This is a genomic window from Streptomyces sp. NPDC002276 (genome assembly GCF_053891435.1).
This window is the reverse complement of sequence record NZ_JBSFCQ010000001.1, coordinates 337,648-360,516: the sequence shown is the minus strand read 5'-3', so window position 1 is coordinate 360,516 and position 22,869 is coordinate 337,648. Positions and strand designations below refer to the sequence as shown.

Genomic DNA, 22,869 nt, shown 5'->3' with positions numbered 1-22,869 from the left:
GGTCCCGTTCTCGACCCCGTGCGCGAAGGCTTGTCGCACATCTAGCCATACCGACTAGTCGGTACTACGCTCCGCCGAACGGAAGGACCCCCACCCTCCCGCCGCTCACCCTGTCCCCGGCAGCTTCAAAGGGAGTCGTATGTCTTCCGCTTCCGCACCGCTTGACACGAGTAACCCGGGTACCGACGCACCCGGCGCCGACTCCCGCGGCTCGCTCACCGGGCTGTACCGCCGCGACCTGGCGGCATATCCGGCCACCGGGCGGCGCATGTCGTATCTGGCGATCGTGGTGGTCACGACCGTCGTGCTCTACTACATGCTCTACATCCAGTACGCGGTGGCGACGTCGATCATCACGCACTTCGACATGACCTACCGCTACTTCGTGTGGGTCTCGGTCATCGGCAACGCCTTCGGGGCCTTCGCCTCCCTCGTGGCCGGCCTCGCGGACCGCTGGGGACGGGCGAACCTCGTGGTCTACGGACTGCTGGTCGCCGCGCTCCTGGTCTTCTTCGGACTCCCCAACGCGGGCGACAAGACGACGTACTTGGTGCTGTTCGCCGTCGTGAGCGTCATCGAGGGCATCGTGCTGGTCGCGACCCCGGCGCTGATACGGGACTTCTCACCGCAGCTCGGCCGCGCCACCGCGATGGGCTACTGGACGATGGGCCCGGTCATCGGCAGCCTGGTCGTCACCTCGGTGACCAGCAGCACCCTCGACTCCGCCAGCTGGCAGGACGAGCTGCGCTACTCCGGGGCGGCCGGGCTGATCGTGTTCGTCGTCGCCCTGTTCGCCCTGCGCGAGCTGTCGCCGGGGCTGCGCGACCAGATCATGGTGAGCCTGCGGGACCGCGCCCTGGTCGAAGCGCGCGCCAAGGGACTGGACACCGAGGCGGTACGACGCGGCGAGTGGCGGCAGATGCTGCGTCTGGACATCCTCGGCTCGGCCTTCGCGATCGCGGTCTTCCTGCTCCTCTACTACGCGGCCGTCGGCAACTTCGTCGTCTACTTCTCGACCACCTTCGGCTACAGCGAGCAGCGCACCAACGGGCTGGCCAACTGGTACTGGGCCGCGAACGCCCTCGCGCTGATCGTGGCCGGTCTGCTCTCGGACCGGCTGCTGGTGCGCAAGCCGTTCATGATCGTCGGCGGGATCGGCGCCGTAGTGGCGACCGCGGTGTTCGCCTCCCGGGCCACCCACCCGACGACCGACTACTACACGTTCGCCTGGCTGTTCGTCGCGATCGGCGTGTTCAGCGGCATCGCCTACGCCCCCTGGATGGCGAGCTTCACCGAGACCGTGGAGAAGCGCAATCCGGCCGCGACCGCGGCGGGCCTCGCGGTCTGGGGCTGGACGGTACGGATCGTGGTCGCCGTGTCGGCGGCGTTCATCCCCGTGCTGGTCACCTCGGTCACCCCGCTCGTCGAACACGGCGCCGAGGTCGCGGCGGCGCAGAAACAGGCCGCCCCGGCGCTGGCCGTCGTCAACGCGCACCCCCAACTGTTCGCCGAACTGGGCAAGTACACGCCGACCACCACACCCGCCGACCTCGCCGCCCGCGCGGTGAAGGAGGTCGGCCCCGCCGACCTGGCCGTCGTACAGAAGGCTCAGCCGCAGTTGAAGGTGCTCAAGGAGTACGGGCCGAAGGTACAGAAGGCCGCGAAGGACGGCCCCGGCGAGTGGCGCACCTGGTGGTGGATCTGTGTCGGCGGCCAAGTCCTTTTCCTGCCCTTCGTGTTCGTGATGGCAGGCCGCTGGAGCCCGAAGAAGGCCCGCGAGGACGCGCAGGCCCACCGGGATGCCGTCGACCGCGAACTGGCGGCGCTCGAAGCCTGACCGGAACACCGACCGGCGCTGCGGCGTGAGCGTGACAGCTCCGCCGCGGCGACGGTCGGTGACCGCGCGGCCCCTGTCTACTTCAGTGCCGCCGCGAACAGCGGGACGACGTGGTCCACCGCGTACCCCACCGACAGGACCGAGTTCATGGCGAAGGCCTGGCCGAGGTTCGGGTCGTCGAAGACGACCGAGTGGCCCGCCTTCACCGCGGGCAGCGACTTGTCCAGCGGATCGGAGGTGATCTTGGTGGCCTTGACGCCGATCGGTGCCAGCACGATCAGGTCGGCGTCGAGCAGCTCCAGGTTCTCCTCGGAGACCGGGACGGAGAACGCGGACCCGGCCTTGGCGTCGGCCTTCGGGTTGTCGCGGAAGCCGAGTGCCTGCACGAAGTCGATGCGGGCCGTGCCCTTGACGCAGGCGCCCCAGCCGCTGGAGGTGCGGGAACCGACCGTGATGGTCCTGTCCTTGAACTCGGGATGCGCCTTCGCGGCCACCGCGGACTTCGCCTCCGTGTCGGCGATCAGCTTCTTGCCCTGGTCCGCGAGGCCGAGCGCCTGCGCGACCATCGTGGTCTGCCGCTGCCACGAGATCTTGTACTGGTCACCGCCCTTCGGCACCCCGACGGTCGGCGCGATCTTGCTCAGGGTGTCGTAACGGGTCTGGTCGCCACTGGACTTGACGTCCAGGATGAGGTCGGGCCTGAGCGCCGCGATCTTCTCGTACTCGGGCTCCAGCGTGCCGATCTTCTCGGGGCTCCTGTCGTACCGTCCCTTCGCCCAGGGGCCCACGCCGTCCCGTTGGCCCAGTCCCCGGGCGACGTCGTCACCGAGGGCGAGGCCGTTGAGCCGGGGTCCCATGACAGAACCGCAACTGGTCGAAGGTCTGGCCGTCGGTGAGCAGCATGGCGCTGGTGACGGAGGAGAGCGCGGCCGTCGTGGCGGCCCCGGCAAGCGCCAGGTTCACCTGCGTCGCGCCCTCGCGGCCGAGGCTGCCGATGCCGTGGACGAGCACGGCGGCGAGGGTGGCGCCGAGGAAGCCGAACCAGATGTACTGGCCGGGCTCGGTCAGCGACAGGACGCTGATGGCGAAGACCACGAACGCGGCGGCGCCCGCGTTGACGCCGAGCAGGCCCGGATCGGCCAGTGGATTGCGGGTCAGCCCCTGGATCACCGCGCCCGCGAGTCCCAGGGCCACGCCGGCGAGGAGCCCGGCCAGGGTGCGCGGGAGCCGCACTTCCCGGATCACGAGTTGCCCTCGCACGGACCGGTCCGGGGTGAACACTCCGTCGATGACGTCGTGCGGGGGCACATGACCGGAGCCCACCAGCAGGCTGAGCGCCGTCGCGGCGAGCAGCAACAGGGCGAGGAGGGCGAGTCCCCCACCGAGTACGCCCGTGCCTCGACGCCGCCCGGCCCGCTTCCCGGATGTCAGCTCTCGCGGTGCAGGTCCCGTCGTGACGCTCACGGGTGACCCGACGGGCAGGACGCGGGGAGGGCGAGATCAGCCGCCGACCTCCCGCGCCACCCGCTCCAGTCGGCTCCGGTACTCCTCCCACCACGCCTGATCCTCCGGTGGCAGGTTGTCCTTGCCCCGCAGATGTCCGACCGATCCGTCGATGAACTCCCGCAGGATGTCGGCGTGACCGGCGTGCCGTTGAGTATCGGAGATCACGCGCACGACGATGTGATGCAGCGTCACCTCCCGGCGCTCCTCCGGCCACCACGGAACATGGCCGACCGCGTCGAGCGGCAGCGTCGCGATCGTGCTGTCGGAGTGCTCCCACGCCCGGCGGTACAGCCCGACGATCAGTTCCCGTGACTCGTCCGCCGTGGCCCACATGTCCGAGTTGGCCTCCGACTCCTCGGTGTACCACCAGGACGGCGACTCCTCCCCGTCGAAGAACGGCCGCCCGAACGTGTCGCCGAGGTAGCCCAGTTCCACACCGGCGACATGCTTGACCAGCCCCAACAGATTGGTGCCCGTGGGAGTCAGGGGACGGCGGATGTCGTACTCCGAGAGGCCGTCGAGCTTCCAGACCAGGGCGTCACGCGCCTCTTGCAAGTACCGAAGAAGGTCCGCTTTCGGGTTCGGTTCCATCATGCCGGGCAGTTTCGCACCCGGCACTGACATCGCTTGTCGCCGTAGTCCGGCGAGGTGACGCCGACCGTCTTGAGCTGGGTGTACTCGTAGAGGGCCCAAGTGGTCGCGGAGCAGACCTGCCCGGACGGTGGCGCGCATGATGGACGGGAACAACTAGCGCGCGATGGAAAGGGAGTCGTGTGCCCGCCCGCGCACGATCTCGGCCAGCCGGGCAGCCTGTTCGTCCACGGCCTGGGGTCCGTTGCCGGTCAGCAAGGAGTGCTCGGCGTCCCACATCACCTTGGCGGCCGAGGGGTTGAGGGTGAGGCTGACGTCGTAACCGGCCTCCTTGAGGGCCACGTCGACGTAGTAGGTCAGGCGCGTGCGCTCGCCGGGCACCTTCGGATATCCGGACGCGAGCATCACCTTCTCGCCGTACTTGGGGACGGTGGTGATCCGTGCGCCCTTGAAGGCGTGCTCGGGATCGGTCGTGACCTTCCCGTCGGCGTCGACCCGGTAGCGCGCCGAGGTCAGGGCCACCGGGGCGTGGCAGATGAGGGAGATCGGGACGTCGACCTCGCGGAGTGTGTTGAGCAACTCGCCCATCCACGGGTTGTCGTTGAAGTCGACCATCGGGGCGTGTCCGCCGGGCATGTGCACGAAGCCCAGGTCCGCGAGCGAGAAGCCGGAGGCGGGGTCGCGGTGCCGTTCGACGAGTTGCTGGACGGACAGGTACTCGCGCCGCGGCGATGCCTCGAAGCCGGCGACGACATCGCTCCGGACGGAGACAGCTTCCACGTCCGTCCTCGGGAGCGGCTCGGAGACCGGGATGCGGCCCAGGAGCCGGTGGGCGAGGGCGAGTTCGCTCTCGCGGCGCTTGAGGAGGTCCGGGTTCTTCTCGCGCAGCTTCTCGGGGCCGAACCGCTCGACTCCGGTCTGGATGGCGGTGCGGGCGGTGGCGGGGCCGAGGCCTGCGGCGGCGTGGAAGTTGAGGGCCAGTCCGTTGGCGTCAAGCTGCGGCGGCTCGCCGTCCGGCGTGGCCAGGACGAAGTCGTAGTCCTTCTCGAACTCCGCCATCACGGCGGCAAGTTCGACGAGGAAGAACCCGGTCGGTATCCCGGGGTGACCGGCGGGCTCGCGCAGCGGGAGCCGACGTGCCGACGACAGGACGATCAGGGCCTTGGGGCGGGGGGTGGTGGATTCGGGCATGGTCTTTCCTTGTCTTCGGAGTTGGTTTCAGGTCTGGGGTCTTCAGGCCGGCACCCCGGACGAGCGTTTGATGAGCGCGTCGAAGGTGCGGTCCGGCAGCAGCCTGTTGAGGAGGATGAGGGGGCGCGCTCCGAATCCGACGCGGTAGCGGGTGCGCGGACGCCGGGCGGTGGCCGCCGCGGTCACGGCCTTGCCGATGACGTCGGCGGGTGAGGTCATGCGGGCGCCGGGTCGTGAGCTGCGCTCCAGGGACTCGGCCATCGCGTCGGCCTGCTCGGCGTACGGCCCGTGGCCGGAGGTGGCACGCAGCCTGTCGGCCGCGATCGCGCCCCACTCGGTCCGGATGGAGCCCGGCTCGATGAGCACGACGTCGATGCCGAACCGTTTGACCTCCAGGCGCAGCGCGTCGCTGAGGCCTTCGACCGCGTACTTGCTGGCGTGGTACCAGGCCCCCATGGGCGTGGCGAACCGGCCGCCCATGGAGCTGATGTTGACGATGGTGCCGCCGCGCTGGGCACGCATGTACGGAAGGACCAGTTGGGTCAGCCGCGCCAGGCCGAACACGTTCACCTCGATCTGTGCGCGGGCCTCCTCCATGGGTACGTCCTCCAGGGCGCCGTACGAGCCGTAGCCGGCGTTGTTGACGAGAACGTCGATGCGGCCCTCGGCCGCGATGATCTCGGCGACCGCCTTGTCGGCCGAGGCCTCGCTGGTGACGTCGAGCGCGAGGATGCGCACGCCCGACGCCGCGAGGCCGCTCATCCGGTCGGTGCGCCGGGCCGCGCCGTAGACGACGAAGCCCGCCTTCTTCAGTTGTCGGGCGGCGGCCTCGCCAATGCCGGAGGAGGCACCGGTGACCAGGGCTACTTTCTTCGTCATGACTGCTTCCCGCTCTCAGAACTCGTGGGGCCTGACGTCGGACCGGCGCGCGGCCAGGACCGGAGAGGCCGGGTCGCCGACACCGCCCGACCTAACAGACCGGTGGGCTCTTCGAGCATAAGAGACCTCCGGTCTCTACACAAGGGACCGGAGGTCTGTAATCTGTGTCCATGAATACGTTCCAGCGCGCCAGAACCGAGGAGCAGCGCGAAGTCCGCCGCCGAACCATCCTGGAGACAGCGGCCACCATGCTCAGCGAGATGCCGGTGTCGGCCCTGAGCCTCAATGAGCTCAGCCGTCGCGTGGGACTGGCGAAGTCCAACGTCATGCGCTACTTCGAGTCGCGGGAGGCCGTCCTCCTGGAACTCCTGGAGAGCCTGACCCGGGACTTCCTCACCGAGGTGGTCGACCAGCTGCCGTCCTGCATCGACCGCACGGCTTCCGCGACCTCGCGGGCCGAGTCGGTGGCACAGGGCCTGGGCTCGTCGTTCGCGTCCCGGCGGATGCTCTGCGAACTGCTCAGCGCCCAGGCCGGCATCCTTGAGCACAACGTCTCCGCCGAGGTGGCCGCGAGGTACAAGCGAGGGGCCCACGAAGGACTCACCGGTCTGGCGGCCATGCTGCGCGAGACCCTGCCCGAGCTCGGCGACCGCGAGGCCGCCGAAGCGGCCAGCATGACGATCGTCCTCGTCGGAGCACTGTGGACGCACACCCATCCGGCGACGGCCGTGCGCGACGCCTACGCCAACGACCCGAGTCTCGTATTCCTCCGCACACCCTTCGCCGCGGGCCTTGAGCGTTCGATCGCGGTCTACCTGATCGGCCTGCTGACCGCTTCCGGCCGGTGATCTGAACTTCCGGGAACAGTCAGGTAGCCGCGGGAAGTCCCCGGACGCGTGGATCCGCCCCAGCGGGCCAGGACGACCAGGTCAGGGCACCAACGGCAGGGAAAGCAGCTCGTTACCGATGGTTACCGCCAGGTCGGGGCAGGCGTATTCCCGTCGGCATTTCCCCGCCCGCCCGCCGCTGCGATTGAATAAAAGGCAAGAACCACCGGGGAATTGGGATTCCTTTGAACCAGCCCATCACAACCGCCGTACTTCTGGGAAAGGTGAGAGCCCGGGGTTTCAGCGAGGGATGGCCATGGTCGAGACACACGTCTCCGTACACGAGTCAGTCGCCGGCAGATACCGACCCATGGAGGTCGCGCATCGCGAGACGAACCGACTCACCTGGTACGGCGAGGACATGGCCGTCGAACGCCCGTGCCTGCTCACGCAGGTGACCCTGCCCGCCGCGCTGGACGAGGAGAGCGCCCGCCGGACCACCGCGGCCATCATGCGCACCTCCGAGATCATGGTGCTGCTCGCTCCCACCCGGGTCGCCCAGGTCATGGACGCCGTCGAGGAAGCCGGCACCCTGTGGACCGTCACCGACTGGATCGACGGCACACCACTCGGCCAACTCCTCGCCCAGCAGGGCACGTTCCACTATGTACGGGCCGCCCGCATCGGCCTCGAACTGCTCGACATCCTGGAGGCCGCGCACAACGAGGGCATCACCCACGGCGAACTCAGCCCCGGCCAGGTGTTCGTGCGGGACCGGGGCACCGTCGTCCTGACCGGCTTCGGACTCGCCGGCGCCACCCTCGTCCCCCGGCTCACCGCCCCCTCGTACGCCTCCCCCGAGCAGGCCCGCGACGAGCGCATCGGACCGGCCGCCGACCTGTGGGCGCTGGGCGCGATCCTCTACACGCTGGTCGAGGGACACCCGCCGTTCCGGGACCGGGGCCGCCCCGAGGCGACCCTGAAGGGCGTGGACCGGCTCCCGATGCGCGGCCCGTCCCGCGCCGGACCGCTGGCACAGGTCATCCAGGGGCTGCTGCGCAAGAACTCCCGCGAGCGGATGACCCGCCCGGTGGTCCGCGAGGCCCTCACCCGCATCCTGCACGACGACCCGTACGCGGACCGCGAGCCCGTCCCGCTGCCCCGGCTGCGCCGGGCCTACGACACGTTCCGCGGCGCGGGCACCACCTGGAGCGGACGCGGAATGGCCGTCGGGACCGCCCTGGCCGTCGGCACCGTCACGGTCGCCGTCCTCGCCGCCACCCACCAACTCCCCGGCACCCAGACCTCGTCGGCCACCTCGCCCTCCTCGCCCCTCCCGTCCGCCTCCGCCGCGGCCACCACCCCCGGCGAGAACGTCGACGGCCACGCCTACAGCCCCTCCGCCACACCTTCACCGACGCCACCCACCTCCCCCGCCGCCTCCGCCTCGCCCTCTGCCAGCGCGTCCCCGTCCCCCACCGCCTCCGTGCTGCCCGCCGGTTTCCGGGTGTTCAAGGCGCCGGAGGGCTTCTCCGTCGCGCTCCCCAAGGGCTGGAAGGTGCTGGACACCCAGAAGGACGGCGATGTCGCCTATCGCGTCACCTTCGGCGCCTCGGGCGACCCGCGCACGCTGGCCGTGACCTACAGCACACAGGCGGGCCCGGACCCGGTCGCCGTCTGGCGTGACGACGTCCTGCCGGGGCTGAAGCAGACCGCGGGATTCCAGCAGATCGGCGACATCAGGGCCACGACGTACCAGGGCGACAAGGCGGCCGACCTGGAGTGGTTCTCCGGCACCGGCGACGACAGGGTGCGTACGCTCGGGCGCGGTTTCCTGATCGGCGGCGGGCGCAGTTTCTCGCTACGGTGGACGACGCCCGCCGACGAGTGGAACGACGCGGCCAACCGTCAGGCACTGGCGACCTTCTTCAAGACCTTCAAGCGGTCGGCGAACTGACGGCGACGCGAGGGCCGGGCGCTCAAACCAGCGGCAATGGGTGGATATAGGCTGCCTGTTCGCACCATGCCTCATCTCAAGCCCAGGAGAGTCCGCCTTGACCGTAGTGATCGACCAGGCCGAGACGTCCTTCACCGCCCTCGACGACGCCGGCCTCGTCGCCCGGGACGCGCACGAGTTCGGAGCCTACGCCCGCACCGGCGGCTGGGCCTTCGGCCTGAAGGTGGCGCGCAGCGTACGGCCCGGCGGGCAGAGCGCGGACGAGACGCCGAAGGTGTCCGCGAAGGAGTTCGCCGAACTCGCCGACTGCTCCCCCGAGCGCGTCATGCGCTACTACAAGGCCTGGGACCGGGCCGCGGACGACGGTCTCGTCCCGCACTTCGAGGAGCTGGCCCCCGGCCAGGAGGTCGAACTCCCGGACGCCGACGTGTGGTTGAACTACTACGTCTCCCGCTCCAGCGCCACCTCCGAGCGCGGCACCGCCATCTCCGAGGCCGCCGAGGCGGAGGGCATCCGCCCCACCAAGGCGCTTGAGGTCGCGGAGAACCCGACCGCGCTGCGCGCCGCGATCCTCGCCGACCCGTCCACCGCGCGGGCGGCCCGGCAGGCGCTGCTCGACCGGGTGCGCGAAGACCCCGAACTCCAGGCCGAGTTGGCCCGTGACGTGGTCCGCACCGACGACCTGAAGAAGGCCGTCGCGACGGAGAGCCGCTCGGCGGACCGGATCGGCTACGTCCGCCAGATCGCCGAGTCGGGCCAGATCAAGACCCCCGCAGGACAGACCGTGGACGCGCCCCTCGACGTGCGCCAGGAGGCGGAGCGGCACCTGTCGCTGCTCGACGAGCTGGAGGAGGGCGAGGACACCGGCGAGTGGGCCACCGAGGCCTACGACACCATGAAGAACCTGGTCGTCGAGACGGTGGAGGCCGACCCCGAACTCCGCGTCCAGGAGCGGCGGACGAAGTTCTACAGCAGCCTCCAGAAGGCCACGAAGGCGTTCGAGGAGCTGACCTTCGACGACGCCCAGGACTTCTACGAGGACGACATGGTCCAGCGTCTTGAGGAACTCCAGCAGGCCATCGACAGCTGTCTGAACGCGCTGCGCAAGACCACCGCACCGGCTGAGTAGCCGTACTCATGTAGCGGCTTCGCCCTTCGGACACGATGGGGCTCCCCACGACAAGGGAGTCCCCTCGTGTCCGTTCTCGCTTCCGCGCCGCGGCGCCGGCTGCCCGCCGCCATGGTCGCGCTGGTGATCGTCGGCATGGCCCTCTCCGCCTGGCATCCGCACGACCGCACGACCTGGTTCCTGGAGACGGTGTGGGTCTTCGTGGGACTGCCGGTGATCGTCCTGACCTGGCGGCGCTTCCCCCTCACCGGCCTGCTGTGCTGCCTGCTCGCCGCGCACGCGCTGGTCCTCGCCGTGGGCGGCCACTACACCTACGCGCAGGTGCCGGTCGGCGACTGGGTCCGTGACACGTTCGGACTGAGCCGGAATCCCTACGACCGTTTCGGGCACCTCATGCAGGGCTTCGTACCGGCGCTCCTGGTACGGGAGTTGCTCGTCCGCACCTCGCCCCTGCGCGGCAGCCGCTGGCTGGCGCCGCTCACCGTGTGCGCGTGCCTCGCCTTCAGCGCCCTCTTCGAGCTGTTCGAGTGGGCGGCGGCCGTGATCGGCGGGCACAGCGCGGACGCGTTCCTGGCCACGCAGGGGGATGTGTGGGACACGCAGTGGGACATGTTCTGCGCGCTGATCGGCGCCACGCTCTCAGTACTGCTGCTCAGCCGGGTCCACGACCGGCAGCTGGCGCGGCTCGAACAAGCGCGGGCACCCTTTGAAGAGGATCCTTCGAACGGGCCCCTGGCCTACCAGCGGCCCTCCACCTGGTCCTTGATCCGGTGGTCGTAGAGGTCGCGGATCGCGGCCAGCGTGTCCTCGGACAGGGCGGGCAGTCCGGCCGCCGCCGCGTTGGCGCGGGCCTGTTCGGGTGAGCGGGCGCCGGGGATCACCGACGTGACACCGGGCTGGTCGATGATCCAGCGCAGGGCGAGCTGGGCCGGGGTGTATCCCTCCGGGGCGAGGGCGGAGAACTCGGCGGCGGCCTCCACGCCCGTCGCGTAGTCGACGCCGGAGAAGGTCTCGCCCTGGTCGAAGGCCTCGCCGTGGCGGTTGTAGGTGCGGTGGTCGTTCTCCGGGAAGACCGTGTCCTTGGTGTACTTGCCGGACAGCAGGCCGGAGGCGAGGGGCACGCGCGCGATGATGCCGACGCCCGCCTCCCGCGCGGCCGGGAGCACCTGGAGCAGGGGCTTCATGCGGAACGCGTTGAGGATGATCTGCACGCTGGTCACGTTCGGCCGGGCGATCGCGGTGAGGGCTTCCGCGCAGGTCTCGACGCTGACGCCGTACCGCGCGATGCGCTCCTCCGCGACCAGGGTGTCGAGGGCGTCGAACACCTCGTCCGTCGAGTAGACGGCGGTCGGCGGGCAGTGCAGCTGCACCAGGTCGATGCGGTCGACGCCGAGGTTGCGGCGCGAACGGTCGTTCCACGCGCGGAAGTTGTCGAGGACGTAGTTCTCGGGGATCTGGTCGACGCGGCGGCCCATCTTCGTCGCGACCAGCACATGCGGATCGGGCCGGCCGGCGAGGAAGGTGGCGATGGTCTGCTCACTGCGGCCGTCGCCGTACACGTCGGCCGTGTCGAAGAAGGTCACCCCCGACTCGGCCGCCGCCTCCAGCACGGCGAGGGCCTCCTTGTCGTCGACGTCTCCCCAGTCGGCGCCCAGCTGCCAGGTGCCGAGCCCGACGACGGATGCCTGCTGCCGCGACCTGCCGATTACACGTTCGTCCATGTCATCAGTCTGTCATCCGGCACCGACATCCGCGGAACGGGCTCCTCCGGGCCGCCGACCGTGAATCCTTCACTCACACGGGTGAACCGGTTCGACAGGCTGCCTACTCGTGTCAACTCCCGCCTAGCGTGTGCGCGTGACCGATCATGTGGCGAACAACCTCCAATCAGGGAACGGCAGTTCCGCTCCCTGGACCCGTCGTGGCTTCCTCCTCTCGGCGGCCGCGCTGGCCGCCGTACCCGTCCTCCTGACGGCCGATCCGGCTCTCGCCGCGGCCGAACTGCCCGACTTCCCGGCCGAGGTCGACCTCTACCGCTCGGCGTACCGCAACTGGGTCGGCGAGATCACCGCCGACGGGCTGTGGGCCTGCGCGCCGACCGACGCCGACCAGGTGGTGTCCGTCGTCAACTGGGCCTGGCAGCACGGATGGAGGGTCCGCGCCCGCGGCTCCTCGCACGGCTGGTCACCGCTCACGATCGAGTCCGGTACGGCGTCCGACGCGCCGGTGCTGCTGGTCGACACCGCCCCGCACCTCACCGGCCTGACCCTGGACTCCGCCTCGGCCGTCCGGGCGGGCACCGGTGTCACCCTGGAGGCGCTGCTCACGTTCCTGGAAGGGCACGGCCTGGGTCTCACCGCCTCGCCCGCGCCCGGCGATCTGACGCTCGGCGGCGCCCTGGCCATCGACGCGCACGGCACGGCCGTACCGGCCGACGGCGAGCAGCGGACGGCCGGGCACACGTTCGGATCGCTCAGCAATCTGGTGCTGTCGCTGACGGCGGTGGTGTGGGACTCGGACACCGGCGCGTACGTCCTGCGGACCTACACGCGCGACGAGGCGGACTGCGCGGCGCTGCTCACCCATCTGGGGCGTTCGCTGGTCACCGAGGTCGTGCTGCGGGTGGGGGCGAACGCGAATCTGCGCTGCCTGAGCCGTACGGACATTCCGGCCACCGAGCTCTTCGCGGCGCCCGGGTCCGACGGCCGTACCTTCGCGAGTTTCCTGGACGAGGCGGGGCGGGCCGAGGCGATCTGGTTCGCGTTCACCGAGTTCCCCTGGCTGAAGGTGTGGAGCGTCGCGCCGGCCAAGCCGTTGACCTCGCGGCGCGTCTCGTCGCCGTACAACTATCCGTTCTCCGACAATGTGCCGACGCTGGTCGCGGATCTGGTCGGGCGGATCCTGTCCGACGGCGCGTGGTATCTGGCACCCGTCCTTGGCAACGCCCAACTCGACGTTGCCGCACTGGGGTTGACGGCGACGCTGTCGGCGGACATCTGGGGGCCGTCGAAGAACACGCTGCTCTACGTCAGGCCGACGACACTGCGGGAGACCGCCAACGGTTACGCGGTGCTCACCGCGCGGTCCCAAGTGCAGCACGTGGTGCACGAGTTCACGGAGTTCTACCGGGAGCGGCTCGCCGCGTACGCCGCGCTCGGCCGGTTCCCCGTCAACGGCACCGTCGAGATCCGGGTGACCGGCCTCGACCACCCCGCCGACGCCGAACTCACGGGCGCCCGCACCCCGTTGCTGTCCGCGCTGCGGCCGAGCGCCGAGCACCCGGAGTGGGACACGGCCGTCTGGCTGGACGTCCTGACGCTGCCCGGGACGCCGTACGCGGAGGAGTTCCTGCGGGAGTTGGAGCAGTTCCTGTTCCGTTCGTTCGACGGCACCCGGGTCGAGTGGTCGAAGGGCTGGGCCTACACCGACCGGGCCGCGTGGAGCGACGAGGAGGTGCTGGCGACGGCCGTCCCAGGTTCGTTCGGGGAGTCGGTGTGGGGGCAGGCGGCCGGGACCTTCGACCGCCTCGACCCGCACGGGGTGTTCGGGAACGCCTTCCTGGACCGGCTGTTCGGTTAGCACTCAGTAGGCTGTGTCCGTGATCTTGACACAGGGAGAGCCGTGACCGGCTGGCCGACCGCACTGACGAAGGCGGGCATCACCGACCCGCGACTGCGGCGCGCCTACGACGCCCAGCGCGGGATCGTCCGCAGATACGCGCCGCACGAGTACGTGGCGGTACGGCTGTTGCTGCCGGCGGAGCTGCATCCGTCGGTCGTCGCCGCGGTGTCCTTCATGCACGCGACCGACGAACTGATCGACACGGGTGGAGTGGACGCGCGTGCGGCGGCCCTCGTCGCCTGGGACGCCGAGACCACGGCGGCCATGGAGAGCGGCGAACCACCCGCGCAGGACGGCCTGTTGGCGCTCTGGGACACCGTTCGGCGGCACCCGGACATGACGGCCCGGGTGCGGGCCTTCCTCGACGGCGCTCCCGTCGAGGCGAGTTGGACCGGCTTCGAGACGGAGGCCGACTTCCAGGCGTACGTGGACAGTTACTCGCTGCCCGCCCTGATGCTGACCGCGTCGCTGCTCGCGCCGGCCGACCCCGAAACGTACGCGTCGTACGTCAAGGGGTGCCGGGATCTGATCGAGGGCTGGCAGCGCAGCGACTTCCTCGCCGACCTCCGCGAGGACGCCGAGAACGACCGCATCGGCATCCCGCGGGACGAACTCGCCCGGCACGGGCTGACGTTCGAGGATCTGCGGAGCAGGTCGGAGGCGTGCGTGCCCGCGCTGGACCAGGTGGTCCGGGCGCAGGCCGACCTCGCCGAGACCACGCTCGCGGACTGCCGTGCGCTTCCCGGGCTGGTCGCGGCGGAACACCGGCCGTTCCTCGACGCCTTGCTCGCCGTCCAGGAACTACGGCTCGGCGCGGTGCGACGCGCGGGGGGCGGGGTCCTGCTGCGTGACACGGGACCGTCGGCGTTCGCCACGCTGCGGGTCCTGGCCCGGCAGTACCGCAGGGCTCGCCGGTACGCCTAGGACTCCAAGTGGGCCTGCACAGTGGGCCCGTAGCGGTCCACGATGACGTCCGTCGCGGTCTCGCGCAGCCGGGTGCCGCGTGCGATGCCGTACATCACACCGAGGCCGAGGACGGTGGAGACGGCCAGTTCGGCGCGCAGGGCGGCGTCGGTGCCGGGGAGCCGTCCGGCGAGGCGGTCGACCACCTGGGCGCGGAAGTTGACGCGCAGGATGTCGCCGTGGTCGCCCTGGAGGGGCGCGAACGCGATGCGCAGCAGCGGGTCGGCGCCCCGCTCGCGCTGGCTGACCAGGACGTGCCGAACCATGTGGCGGCCGAGTTCGTCGAGCGGGGCGTCGAGCAGGGCGTCCGCGTCCGTCTCGAAGGACATCACGCGGGCGAAGAGGGCCTCCTTGTTGCCGAAGTACTTGAGGATCAACGGGGCGCTGACACCCGCGCGTTCGGCCACGGCCTTGAGGGTGATGTCGGCGTGCGCGTTCCGGGCGAGGAGGTAGCGGGCCGCCCTGAGGATGGCGGCCTTGGTCGCCTCGGCGTCCCGGCGTGCGGGCGGGGACGCGGTGGGTGGGGTGGTCACGGCCCTCATGCTCCCTCCAGCGCCTCGTCCCGCGCGCCCCGGGTACGGCCTTCCGTGCCCCGCGCCTTGTCGGGCGTGGCGTCGCCGGGGATGGTGAGCGCCGTCGCGCAGGCGATCAGGGCGACCACGGCGGCGATCCCGAACGCCATCAGGTATCCGTGCAGGGTGGGCAGCGGGTGTCCGCCGATCAGGCTGGTGTGGTGCACCAGTACGGCGGCCACCACGGCGCTGGAGCCGGCCTGGCCGATGGTGCGCATCAGGACGTTGACGCCGTTGGCGGACGCGGTCTGGCCGGCCGGGACGGCGCGCAGGATGAGCGTGGGCAGCGCCGAGTAGGCGAAGGTGGTGCCGGTGGCCACGACCGCCGCGCCCAGGATGATCGTCCACAGGTCGTGGCTGTCGACGATGCGCAGCACATAGCCGAGCGCGATGATCGCGGCTCCGATGGCGAGCGTGATGCGCGGGCCGCGGGCTGCGGATATCCGGGCCGAGAGGGGCGAGAGCAACAGCATGATGACTCCGCCGGGCAGCAGGCACAGGCCGGTATCGACGATCGACAGTCCGAGCCCGTACCCGGTGGCCTCGGGCGCCTGCACCAGCTGGGCGGTGACCAGGGAGTTGGCGTAGAACGCGAAGCCGGTCAGCAGGGCCGCCACATGGGACAGCCCCACCCGGGGCCGCGACACCAACCGCAGGTCCACCAGCGGGAGTTCGGTGCGCAGCTGCTGCCACCACCACAGGGCGAGCACGACGACCGCGCCGAGGAACAGCGCCAGGATCCGCGCGCTGCCCCATCCCCACTGGCCGCCCTGGGACACGCCGAGGAGCAGGCACACCAGGCCGACGGCGAGGCCGAGCGCGCCGAGCACGTCGAAGCGGCCGGGTTCCCGGACGGGCGACTCGCGGACCGCCCACCAGACCCCCGAGACGCCGATCGCGCCGAGGGCGCCGGTCGCCCAGAACATGATGTGCCAGTTGGCGTACTGGACGATCAGCGCGGCGAGGGGCAGCCCGAGCGCGGCGCCGATGCCGAGCGTGGAACTCATCAGCGCGACCGCGCTGCCCCTGCGTTCGGGGGGCAGTTCGTCGCGCAGGATGCTGATCGACAGGGGTACGACGGCGGAGGCGGCGCCCTGGAGGGCGCGGGCCGTGATGAGCACGCGGATGTCGGAGGACAGGGCGCACATGACCGAGCCGACGGTCATCAGGCTCAGGGCGCCGGTCAGGACCCGCCGTTTGCCGTACATGTCGCCGGCCCGGCCGAGCACGGGGGTGAGGACGGCGCCGGAGAGGAGGGTCGCCGTGACCATCCAGGAGACGGCGCCCGCGGAGGAGTGGGTCAGCCTGGGCAGGGACGGCAACAGGGGGATGACCACGGTCTGCATGACCGCCATCAGGATCCCGCCGAAGGCCAGCACCGGAACGGTGAGCCGGTCCCGCAAGGGGGTCCGCCCGGTGGTGCCGGGCGGGTCGGGTATCGGTACGGGCTGGCCCATGGGCACTCCAGCGGACACGTAAAGAAGGTGAATGGCTATTCACCCTATCCGGTGAATAGCCATTCACCCAATGCCCTCGGAGGATCCGTGCCCCTACTTGCGGGAGGCGAGCGCCCGCGCGTGCACGGTCCGCGCCACCCTGGGGCCGAGCCAGCGCTTGAACCGGCGCAGCGCCTCCAGCCGCCCGGCCGCCTTGTCCATGCCGTAGTAGACCTGCGGCGGGACGTACGGCAGCAGCGGTGAGTGGCGCTGGCCGAGCAGGGCGAACATGCGGTGCGGGGGCAGGTGGATGTAGCGCTGGAGGTTCTCGTACCACTGGGCGCTGTAGCGGGCCGCGCTCTGAATGGACAACAGGGCGGATTTACGGCGCTGTTCGTAGGCGGCGAGGGCCTGCGGCAGTTCGGTGTGGTCGCGCAGGGCGTCGGCGAGCGCGATGGCGTCCTCCAGGGCGAGGGTGGTGCCGGCGCCGATCGAGTAGTGGGTGGTGTGGGCGGCGTCGCCGAGCAGGACGAGGTTGCCGCGGTGCCAGGTGCGGTTGGTGAGGGTGCGGAAGTTGAGCCACTGGGCGCTGCCGTCGGCGGAGGCGCGGCCGATGAGTGAGTGGCCGTCGAGGAGGTCGGCGAAGAGCTTCTCCAGGAGGGCGAGTCCGTCGGCCTCGGCGGCGGTGTCGAGGCCGAGGCCGGTCCAGGTCTCGGGGGCGCACTCGATGACGCAGGTGCTGCCCTCGGGGCCGAACGCGTAGCCGTAGCACCAGATCCAGCCGTGGTCGGTCTCCACGAAGGCGAAGGTGAAGGAGCCGAAGACCTTGCTGGTGCCGAGCCAGATGTACTGGTTGCGGCCGGGCTTGAGTTCGGCGCCGAAGTGGTCGGCGTGGCGGGTGCGCAGCGCGCTGTTGACGCCGTCGGCGGCCACGATCAGATCCGCGTCGGGCAGGTCGTCGGCGGTGATGTCGTGATCGAACTCCAGCCGTACGCCCAGGGATCTGGCCCGTTCGGCGAGGATCTTGAGGAGGCGGTGGCGGCCGATGCCGTGGCCCTCGTCGCCGGGCTGGGTGGTCGTGAGGTCCCGGATGCGGGCGACGCCGTCGCTCCAGCGCACCGAGTGCTCGTCGACGGCCTGCGCGGACTCGGGGTCGTACTCCCGGAGTTGGTCGAGCAGTCCGCGCCAGTACGTGACGCCCCAGCCGTAGGTCGAGCCCTCGGGGTTGCGCTCGTAGACGGTGATGTCGTGGGACGGGTCCTGCCGCTTCAGCAGGATCGAGAGATACAGACCGGCGGGCCCGCCTCCGACACAGGCGACCTTCACGCGCACACCCCTGGGTTTTACTCAAAGTGGTCAAGTGGATCCGCAGAGTAGCAGGATGGGGCGGCACGGAATTCGCGTCACCCCGCACAGGACCGATGAGAGAACCGGGACGGCTCAGGCGTTCCTGTCGATCAGACGTCCTTGTCGAGGTGACGGCGGAGTTCCGCGGTGAGTGCCGGGATCTCGCGGCGGAAGGCCGCTTCGTCGAGGCCGTCGTCGGCCACCACGGCGAGCAGCGCGCGGTCCCCTACGGCGGTCACGATGACGTGGCCCGTGCTGCCCCTCGCGCTGATCTCGCGGAGGTGGCCCGCGCCGCCGTGATCGGCCAGGCGGTTGCCGAGCGCGAGGCCCGCCGCCGCGAGCGCGGCCATGGACTCGGGGTGGGTCTTGTTCGCGTCGCTGGCCACGACGAGTCCGTCGCTGGTGGCCAGGGTGGATTCGGTGACTCCCATTACGTTGTCCCGCAGGGCGATGAGGAGGTCGGTCACGGGGTCGCTCATGGCGTCTTCTTCCTGTTGCGTGCAGGCGGGTGGGACAACGAGGCAGGAGGGGCCCGGTCGCGGTTTCAGCCGGAATCGGCACGAACGGGCGGGGCGGGACGGGTCGTTCAGTCGTGGGGCCGAAGCTCCGGTGCGGAGTTCCGACCGGGTTCGCGGCGCGGGAGCGGCACGGAGCGGGACGCGGCGGACGACCCGGCGAGGGGCGCGGAGGGCGCGCCGCGGGCCGCCGTGCTGGGCCTGATGTCCGCCGAGGACGTGTGCGGTTGGACAAGACCGCGGTCGAGCAGATGCCGTAGGTCCATCATCACGGCGAAGAGACCCCGGCCGAGGGCGAAGGCGATGTCCCTCGCCGTGCCGCGGCCGTCCGCGTGGGCCAGGACCTCCTGGTGCCGGGCGGGCAGTCTGGTGGCGGTCCCGGGGAGACCCGCGGCGGGCACCGAGCGGACGCGGGTGCGGGCGAGGGCGGCGACCGAACCGGGTTCCCCGGCAAGGAGGTTGATCCGCCGGGACACCTCGTCGAGGAGTCGCTCGGGGGTGACGCCGGTGTTGCGGTGGAGCGCCGGAACGGGATCGGCCACCTCCCAGGTGTCGGGTACGGCGAGGGACAGCGCGAAGGCGGCGTCGAACAGCGCGCCCAGGCTGATGACTTCGAGCTCGCCCGCGCCGACGAGTCCGCGCGCCACGAGTTCGGCGGCGAGGTGTTCGTGGGTGGTGTCGGAGGCCCTGACCTCCGACCACGTCTCCTCGTCGATCCGGCCCGATCTGAGCAACAGGCCCTCGATGCCCGGGGCGCCGGGCGTCTCCATGGCCACCACGAGTCCGTCGCGCACATGGATGGAGCCGCCCGGGGTGCCGGTGACGAGCACGGTGCAGGAACGCGCCCGGTCCCGGAGGGCCGACAACAGAGCCGGAACATTGCGGGAGTCGGCGAGCGGTTCCTCGGTGCCGGGCTGGGTCATGCCAGCAACTCGTCGGCGTGCCGGTGCAGTTCGCGCAGCGCCCAGGTGAGGTTGGTGCGTTCGCGGTCGACGGTGGCGCACAGCAGCAAGGGATCGCCTCGCCGCGAGAGTTGGAGCGTCACGAGATGCCGGGTGGAGGTGGTCACGACGACGCTCTCCAACTCCCCCGACGCACCGGCCCGGATGAGGCGGGTACGAGCGATCTCCGCTATTTCACAGGAATCCTGACTGCCACTCACATCACCCGACTCCGCATAGGAGAGGCCGGTGACGGCATCGAGCAGCATGGCTCCGCTGATACCGGGCGCGGTCAGAGCACGGCCCAGTGCGGTGTCGAGCGATGACAAAGGCCCCCCCTTCAGTCACTCTGGCGAGCAGACTACTTTATTTGCCAACTATCGCAACACTGACCAAAGATGGTGTTGTCTGTTACCCGAACGGTTCGCATTGAGACCGTTTTCATGGCGAGATCAGTTGTCTTGCCGGGTCGTGAGGGGAAACGAGGCACCACGTGAACATTGAGGCGACACTCAAGGAAGCGATGACCATCGACGGGGCCCTGGGGGTGTCCCTGGTCGACTACGAGAGCGGCATGACGCTGGGGGCGTTGGGCGGCGGTCCGCATCTGGACCTGGAGGTCGCGGGGGCGGGCAACACCGAGGTCGTACGGGCGAAGCAGCGCACGCTGAAGTCCATCAACCTGGATGACCGCATCGAGGACATCCTGATCACCCTCGGTCGGCAGTACCACCTGATCCGACCGCTGGCGAGCGTGCACGGCTCGCTCTTCCTGTATCTGGCGCTGGACCGGGAGCGCAGCAATCTGGCGCTGGCGAGGCACAACCTCAAGCGCCTTGAGGCGAGTTTGGAGATATGAACACGTCGCGGCATATGACAGTTGAGTAGTCGTGACCCCGGGCGGTCTCGGCGCGGCCATATCAGCCGAGACCGGTCCGGCTATTAAGTCCGACCTTTGCGAGGCCGAATTCCCGGACCGCGTACGGCCGTTAAAGCGGAGGGACGGTAATTGTCTAGTCCACTTTCTCGGTACGGCACTCCGGGTGACCCCACCCCTGGCCGTTCTTGCTGATCGGTTCACCGGCCGCATAGGCGCGCCCGCACAGACAGCGGCCGGGGAACTTCGCCTTGATGGTGCGGGAGGACGAACTCGCCCCCTTCCGGGCCGACTTGGCACCGGCCGGACGGGCGGACTTCTTCGGGGTGTCGGGCGAAGCGGGCGGTTCCGGGGAACCCAGCTCGCTGCCCGCGGGCTCCTGGACGATGGCGGCCTGGCTCGCGGCGCGGTCGGCGAAGTCGTTCAGCGGGTCGCCGTCGACCTGGTGCGCGGGGACGTAGCGGAACTCGACCGAGCGGCCGTCGAGCAGTTCGTCGATGCGGACGACCAGTTCCTGGTTGGCGACCGGCTTGCCGCCGGACGTCTTCCAGCCGTTGCGCTTCCAGCCCGGCAGCCAGGTGGTGACCGCCTTCATGGCGTACTGCGAGTCCATCCGGATCTCCAGCGGTACGTCCGGTGCGGTCGCCGTCAACAGCCGCTCCAGCGCGGTCAGTTCGGCGACGTTGTTGGTGGCCCTGCCGAGCGGTCCCGCCTCCCAGCGGGCCGGGCTCTCCTCGTCGTCCGACACGACCCACGCCCAGGCCGCGGGCCCGGGATTTCCTTTCGAAGCCCCGTCGCAGGCGGCCACCACACGTTCACGCATGCGCCCGATCATGCCATGACCGTGACCCCGGGTCCGCGCCGCCCCGTACCGCCGAAGGACCCGCCGGCCGCCCCGAGAACACGCGCGGCCCCTGTCCGAGGATCTCGCCCGTCCCCCCTCTACGCTGCGCGCATGACCTCGCGACAAGAGCAATGGGCCCGGGTGCGCCGCCAGTTGTGGCGACCCCCGCGAGCGCACGGTGAGCAGCCGCGCGAGCGGGTGGTCGGTCCGCTGGAGCTCTTCTACGACCTGGTCGTGGTCGTGCTGGTCGCACAGGCCGCCCACCATCTGTCCGGGGAGCTGGACCGGCACGGCCTCGGCCTGTTCGCCGCGGTGTTCGCCCTGGTCTGGATCGCCTGGCTCAACGGCAGCCTGCACCACGAACTGCACGGGCACGAGGACGCACGCGGCCGCAGCATGTTCCTGTTGCAGATCCTGGTGCTCGTGCCGCTGGGCGCGTTCATCCCGGAGGCGGGCGACGCGCGCGGTGCCGCGTTCGCCGTGGACGCGGGGGTGCTGTTCGCGGTCCTGGCGCTGCTGTGGCTGCTCGCGTCCCGCAGCGACACGGCCGAATTCCGGCGCCCCAGCATGCTGTACGTGACGGGGACGGCGGCCTGCGCCGTCGTGCTGGCGGCGAGCGCGGCCCTGTCCGCGGACGCCCGCGTGCTCACGTGGGGTGTGCTGGCCGTCGGCTATCTGCTCGGCTTCGTGCTGATCATCGGGAGGGCGATCCCGGAACGGGTGGTCGCGCTCAGCGTGACCGACGCGCTCACCGAGCGGTTCGGGCTGTTCATCATCATCGTGCTCGGCGAGAACGTGACCGGGGTGGTCGACGGACTGGCCCACGAGCCGACCAACGCGCTCACCCTGGCGGTCGGACTGGTCGCCGTGGTCGTCGGATTCGGCGCGTGGTGGACGTACTTCGACTTCGCGGGGCACCGGCTGCCGAGGGACACGCGGACGAGCGCCCTGCTGTGGATGGTGGTCCATCTGCCGATCACGGCCGCGGTGGCCGCCATGGGCGCCGCGATGGTCGGCCTCGTCGAGCACGCCCACGACGGCCGGACGCCCGCCGCCACCGCCTGGGTGCTCTGCGGGGGCGCGGCCGTCGTGCTCTGCGCGACGATGGCGCTCGCGGCGACCCTGCGCGCCTGGAGCGAGAACCCCGGGCTCTACCGGCCCCTGGCCCGCACCTGTGTCGCCATGGCCGTCCTAGCGGTGGGGGTCGGCGCCCTGCGCCCGGCTCCGCTCGTCCTCGGCCTGGCGCTCGTCGTGCTGCTCGGCACCCCCTGGGTACTCGCCGTGGCCAACCGCGTGTCCCACTACGAGGAACCCGCCACGTGACCCGCGCCGAGGTCAGGGCGTCGAGGGCCGCGTCTCGGTCCAGTCGACCATCAGCCGGCGCTCGGCGAAGTACCAGTCGCCGTCCTGCCTGGTGAACTCGTCGAGGTAGCGGATGGACGCGATCATGAGCGTGCGCTGCCCGGACTCGTCGACCGAGACGTGGTGCGCCAGGCAGTAGCTCTCGCCGCTCGCCCGGTCGCCGTCCAGGGTGATGGTGCTCTGGCCGTTGAAGTGCGTGGTGGCCCGGTAGACGTTGAGGTTGTCGAAGACCGGGGCCAGCGACTCGCGGCCGTGCAGTTCCTGCGTCGGCTCCGCCGCGGTGGCGTCCATGAAGACCAGGAAACGGGTGTCCTCGGTAAAGAGGGCCATCTGTCCCTTGGCGTCCCGCCGGTCCGCGCAGTGCGCGTAGGCGTCGATCAGCTCGCGAACGGCCAGCCGGTCGGCGGCCTCCTGGGGTGAGATCGCGGTGTGCGAGGCCATGACCGTTCCTTTCGCCGCACTATTTGACATGTG

General features: G+C 70.4%; 21 protein-coding genes and 2 pseudogenes. 9 read left to right on the top strand and 14 right to left on the bottom strand.

From position 1 onward, the window contains the following. Nucleotides 1-139 precede the first annotated feature (139 nt). The gene (locus ACWIHT_RS01710; protein ID WP_456163267.1) at nucleotides 140-1,837 is read left to right on the top strand and encodes an MFS transporter; all 1,698 of its coding nucleotides are present in this window, start codon (nucleotides 140-142) and stop codon (nucleotides 1,835-1,837) included. A gap of 77 nt (nucleotides 1,838-1,914) precedes the next feature. Here the strand turns inward: ACWIHT_RS01710 and ACWIHT_RS01705 are convergent. The 5 genes and pseudogenes from ACWIHT_RS01705 to ACWIHT_RS01685 form a co-directional block, all read right to left on the bottom strand. After that, nucleotides 1,915-2,631, bottom strand: a pseudogene (locus ACWIHT_RS01705) (ABC transporter substrate-binding protein); the annotation flags it as partial. Beyond that, a pseudogene (locus ACWIHT_RS01700) lies at nucleotides 2,626-3,301 on the bottom strand (FecCD family ABC transporter permease); the annotation flags it as partial. The pseudogenes ACWIHT_RS01705 and ACWIHT_RS01700, both read right to left, overlap by 6 nt. Nucleotides 3,302-3,337: 36 nt before the next feature. Next, the gene (locus ACWIHT_RS01695) at nucleotides 3,338-3,937 is read right to left on the bottom strand and encodes a DinB family protein (protein WP_456163265.1); all 600 of its coding nucleotides are present in this window, start codon (nucleotides 3,935-3,937) and stop codon (nucleotides 3,338-3,340) included. A gap of 153 nt (nucleotides 3,938-4,090) precedes the next feature. Further along, a complete protein-coding gene (locus ACWIHT_RS01690) occupies nucleotides 4,091-5,125 on the bottom strand; it encodes a hypothetical protein (protein ID WP_456163263.1) in 1,035 nt (344 codons plus the stop codon). 42 nt (nucleotides 5,126-5,167) lie between these two features. After that, the gene (locus tag ACWIHT_RS01685; RefSeq protein ID WP_456163261.1) at nucleotides 5,168-6,004 is read right to left on the bottom strand and encodes an oxidoreductase; all 837 of its coding nucleotides are present in this window, start codon (nucleotides 6,002-6,004) and stop codon (nucleotides 5,168-5,170) included. Nucleotides 6,005-6,174: 170 nt separating this feature from the next. On the opposite strand from ACWIHT_RS01685, the gene ACWIHT_RS01680 reads away from it, so the two are divergent. The 4 genes from ACWIHT_RS01680 to ACWIHT_RS01665 all read left to right on the top strand — a co-directional run bounded on the left by ACWIHT_RS01680 (nucleotide 6,175) and on the right by ACWIHT_RS01665 (nucleotide 10,697). Beyond that, the gene (locus tag ACWIHT_RS01680) at nucleotides 6,175-6,852 is read left to right on the top strand and encodes a TetR family transcriptional regulator (RefSeq protein ID WP_456163259.1); all 678 of its coding nucleotides are present in this window, start codon (nucleotides 6,175-6,177) and stop codon (nucleotides 6,850-6,852) included. Nucleotides 6,853-7,141: 289 nt separating this feature from the next. Further along, complete coding sequence (locus tag ACWIHT_RS01675; protein ID WP_456163257.1) at nucleotides 7,142-8,788, top strand: protein kinase domain-containing protein; 1,647 nt, start codon at nucleotides 7,142-7,144, stop codon at nucleotides 8,786-8,788. Nucleotides 8,789-8,894: 106 nt separating this feature from the next. Next, nucleotides 8,895-9,917: a hypothetical protein gene (locus ACWIHT_RS01670; protein WP_456164558.1), complete on the top strand. Its 1,023-nt coding sequence runs from the start codon at nucleotides 8,895-8,897 to the stop codon at nucleotides 9,915-9,917. A gap of 111 nt (nucleotides 9,918-10,028) precedes the next feature. After that, nucleotides 10,029-10,697: a DUF2238 domain-containing protein gene (locus ACWIHT_RS01665; RefSeq protein WP_456164556.1), complete on the top strand. Its 669-nt coding sequence runs from the start codon at nucleotides 10,029-10,031 to the stop codon at nucleotides 10,695-10,697. Here the strand turns inward: ACWIHT_RS01665 and ACWIHT_RS01660 are convergent. Continuing rightward, nucleotides 10,655-11,638: an aldo/keto reductase gene (locus tag ACWIHT_RS01660; RefSeq protein WP_456163255.1), complete on the bottom strand. Its 984-nt coding sequence runs from the start codon at nucleotides 11,636-11,638 to the stop codon at nucleotides 10,655-10,657. The two genes, ACWIHT_RS01665 and ACWIHT_RS01660, sit on opposite strands and share 43 nt — an antisense overlap. A 136-nt stretch (nucleotides 11,639-11,774) precedes the next feature. Between ACWIHT_RS01660 and ACWIHT_RS01655 the strand changes: the two genes are divergently transcribed. Beyond that, a complete protein-coding gene (locus tag ACWIHT_RS01655; protein ID WP_456163253.1) occupies nucleotides 11,775-13,496 on the top strand; it encodes a cholesterol oxidase substrate-binding domain-containing protein in 1,722 nt (573 codons plus the stop codon). Nucleotides 13,497-13,538: 42 nt separating this feature from the next. Further along, a complete protein-coding gene (locus ACWIHT_RS01650; protein ID WP_456163251.1) occupies nucleotides 13,539-14,462 on the top strand; it encodes a phytoene/squalene synthase family protein in 924 nt (307 codons plus the stop codon). Here the strand turns inward: ACWIHT_RS01650 and ACWIHT_RS01645 are convergent. The 6 genes from ACWIHT_RS01645 to ACWIHT_RS01620 form a co-directional block, all read right to left on the bottom strand. Continuing rightward, nucleotides 14,459-15,043, bottom strand: coding sequence for a TetR/AcrR family transcriptional regulator (locus ACWIHT_RS01645; protein ID WP_456163249.1), 585 nt, complete (start codon nucleotides 15,041-15,043; stop codon nucleotides 14,459-14,461). The two genes, ACWIHT_RS01650 and ACWIHT_RS01645, sit on opposite strands and share 4 nt — an antisense overlap. Further along, nucleotides 15,040-16,530: an MFS transporter gene (locus ACWIHT_RS01640; protein ID WP_456164554.1), complete on the bottom strand. Its 1,491-nt coding sequence runs from the start codon at nucleotides 16,528-16,530 to the stop codon at nucleotides 15,040-15,042. The genes ACWIHT_RS01645 and ACWIHT_RS01640 overlap by 4 nt, the downstream gene beginning before the upstream one ends. A gap of 93 nt (nucleotides 16,531-16,623) precedes the next feature. Further along, on the bottom strand, nucleotides 16,624-17,835 hold the full coding sequence (locus tag ACWIHT_RS01635; RefSeq protein ID WP_456163247.1) for an FAD-dependent monooxygenase: 1,212 nt from the start codon (nucleotides 17,833-17,835) through the stop codon (nucleotides 16,624-16,626). Nucleotides 17,836-17,966: 131 nt separating this feature from the next. Then, nucleotides 17,967-18,335, bottom strand: coding sequence for a roadblock/LC7 domain-containing protein (locus tag ACWIHT_RS01630; protein ID WP_456163245.1), 369 nt, complete (start codon nucleotides 18,333-18,335; stop codon nucleotides 17,967-17,969). A gap of 107 nt (nucleotides 18,336-18,442) precedes the next feature. Beyond that, the gene (locus ACWIHT_RS01625) at nucleotides 18,443-19,294 is read right to left on the bottom strand and encodes a hypothetical protein (protein ID WP_456163243.1); all 852 of its coding nucleotides are present in this window, start codon (nucleotides 19,292-19,294) and stop codon (nucleotides 18,443-18,445) included. After that, nucleotides 19,291-19,641 (bottom strand): hypothetical protein, encoded by a 351-nt coding sequence (locus ACWIHT_RS01620; protein ID WP_456163241.1) that lies wholly within the window; start codon nucleotides 19,639-19,641, stop codon nucleotides 19,291-19,293. Before ACWIHT_RS01620 ends, ACWIHT_RS01625 begins: the two co-directional genes overlap by 4 nt. A 164-nt stretch (nucleotides 19,642-19,805) precedes the next feature. Here ACWIHT_RS01620 and ACWIHT_RS01615 point away from each other — a divergent pair, with 164 nt between their 5' ends. Next, the gene (locus tag ACWIHT_RS01615) at nucleotides 19,806-20,171 is read left to right on the top strand and encodes a hypothetical protein (RefSeq protein ID WP_200712417.1); all 366 of its coding nucleotides are present in this window, start codon (nucleotides 19,806-19,808) and stop codon (nucleotides 20,169-20,171) included. 154 nt (nucleotides 20,172-20,325) lie between these two features. Here ACWIHT_RS01615 and ACWIHT_RS01610 read toward each other — a convergent pair whose 3' ends face one another. Beyond that, nucleotides 20,326-21,024 (bottom strand): ribonuclease H family protein, encoded by a 699-nt coding sequence (locus ACWIHT_RS01610; protein ID WP_456163239.1) that lies wholly within the window; start codon nucleotides 21,022-21,024, stop codon nucleotides 20,326-20,328. 120 nt (nucleotides 21,025-21,144) lie between these two features. On the opposite strand from ACWIHT_RS01610, the gene ACWIHT_RS01605 reads away from it, so the two are divergent. Then, nucleotides 21,145-22,356: a low temperature requirement protein A gene (locus tag ACWIHT_RS01605; protein ID WP_456163237.1), complete on the top strand. Its 1,212-nt coding sequence runs from the start codon at nucleotides 21,145-21,147 to the stop codon at nucleotides 22,354-22,356. 12 nt (nucleotides 22,357-22,368) lie between these two features. Here the strand turns inward: ACWIHT_RS01605 and ACWIHT_RS01600 are convergent, their stop codons facing one another. After that, nucleotides 22,369-22,836 carry a nuclear transport factor 2 family protein gene (locus tag ACWIHT_RS01600; protein WP_456163235.1) on the bottom strand — a complete coding sequence of 156 codons (468 nt, stop codon included), beginning with the start codon at nucleotides 22,834-22,836 and terminating at the stop codon, nucleotides 22,369-22,371. Between the last annotated feature and the right edge of the window lie 33 nt (nucleotides 22,837-22,869).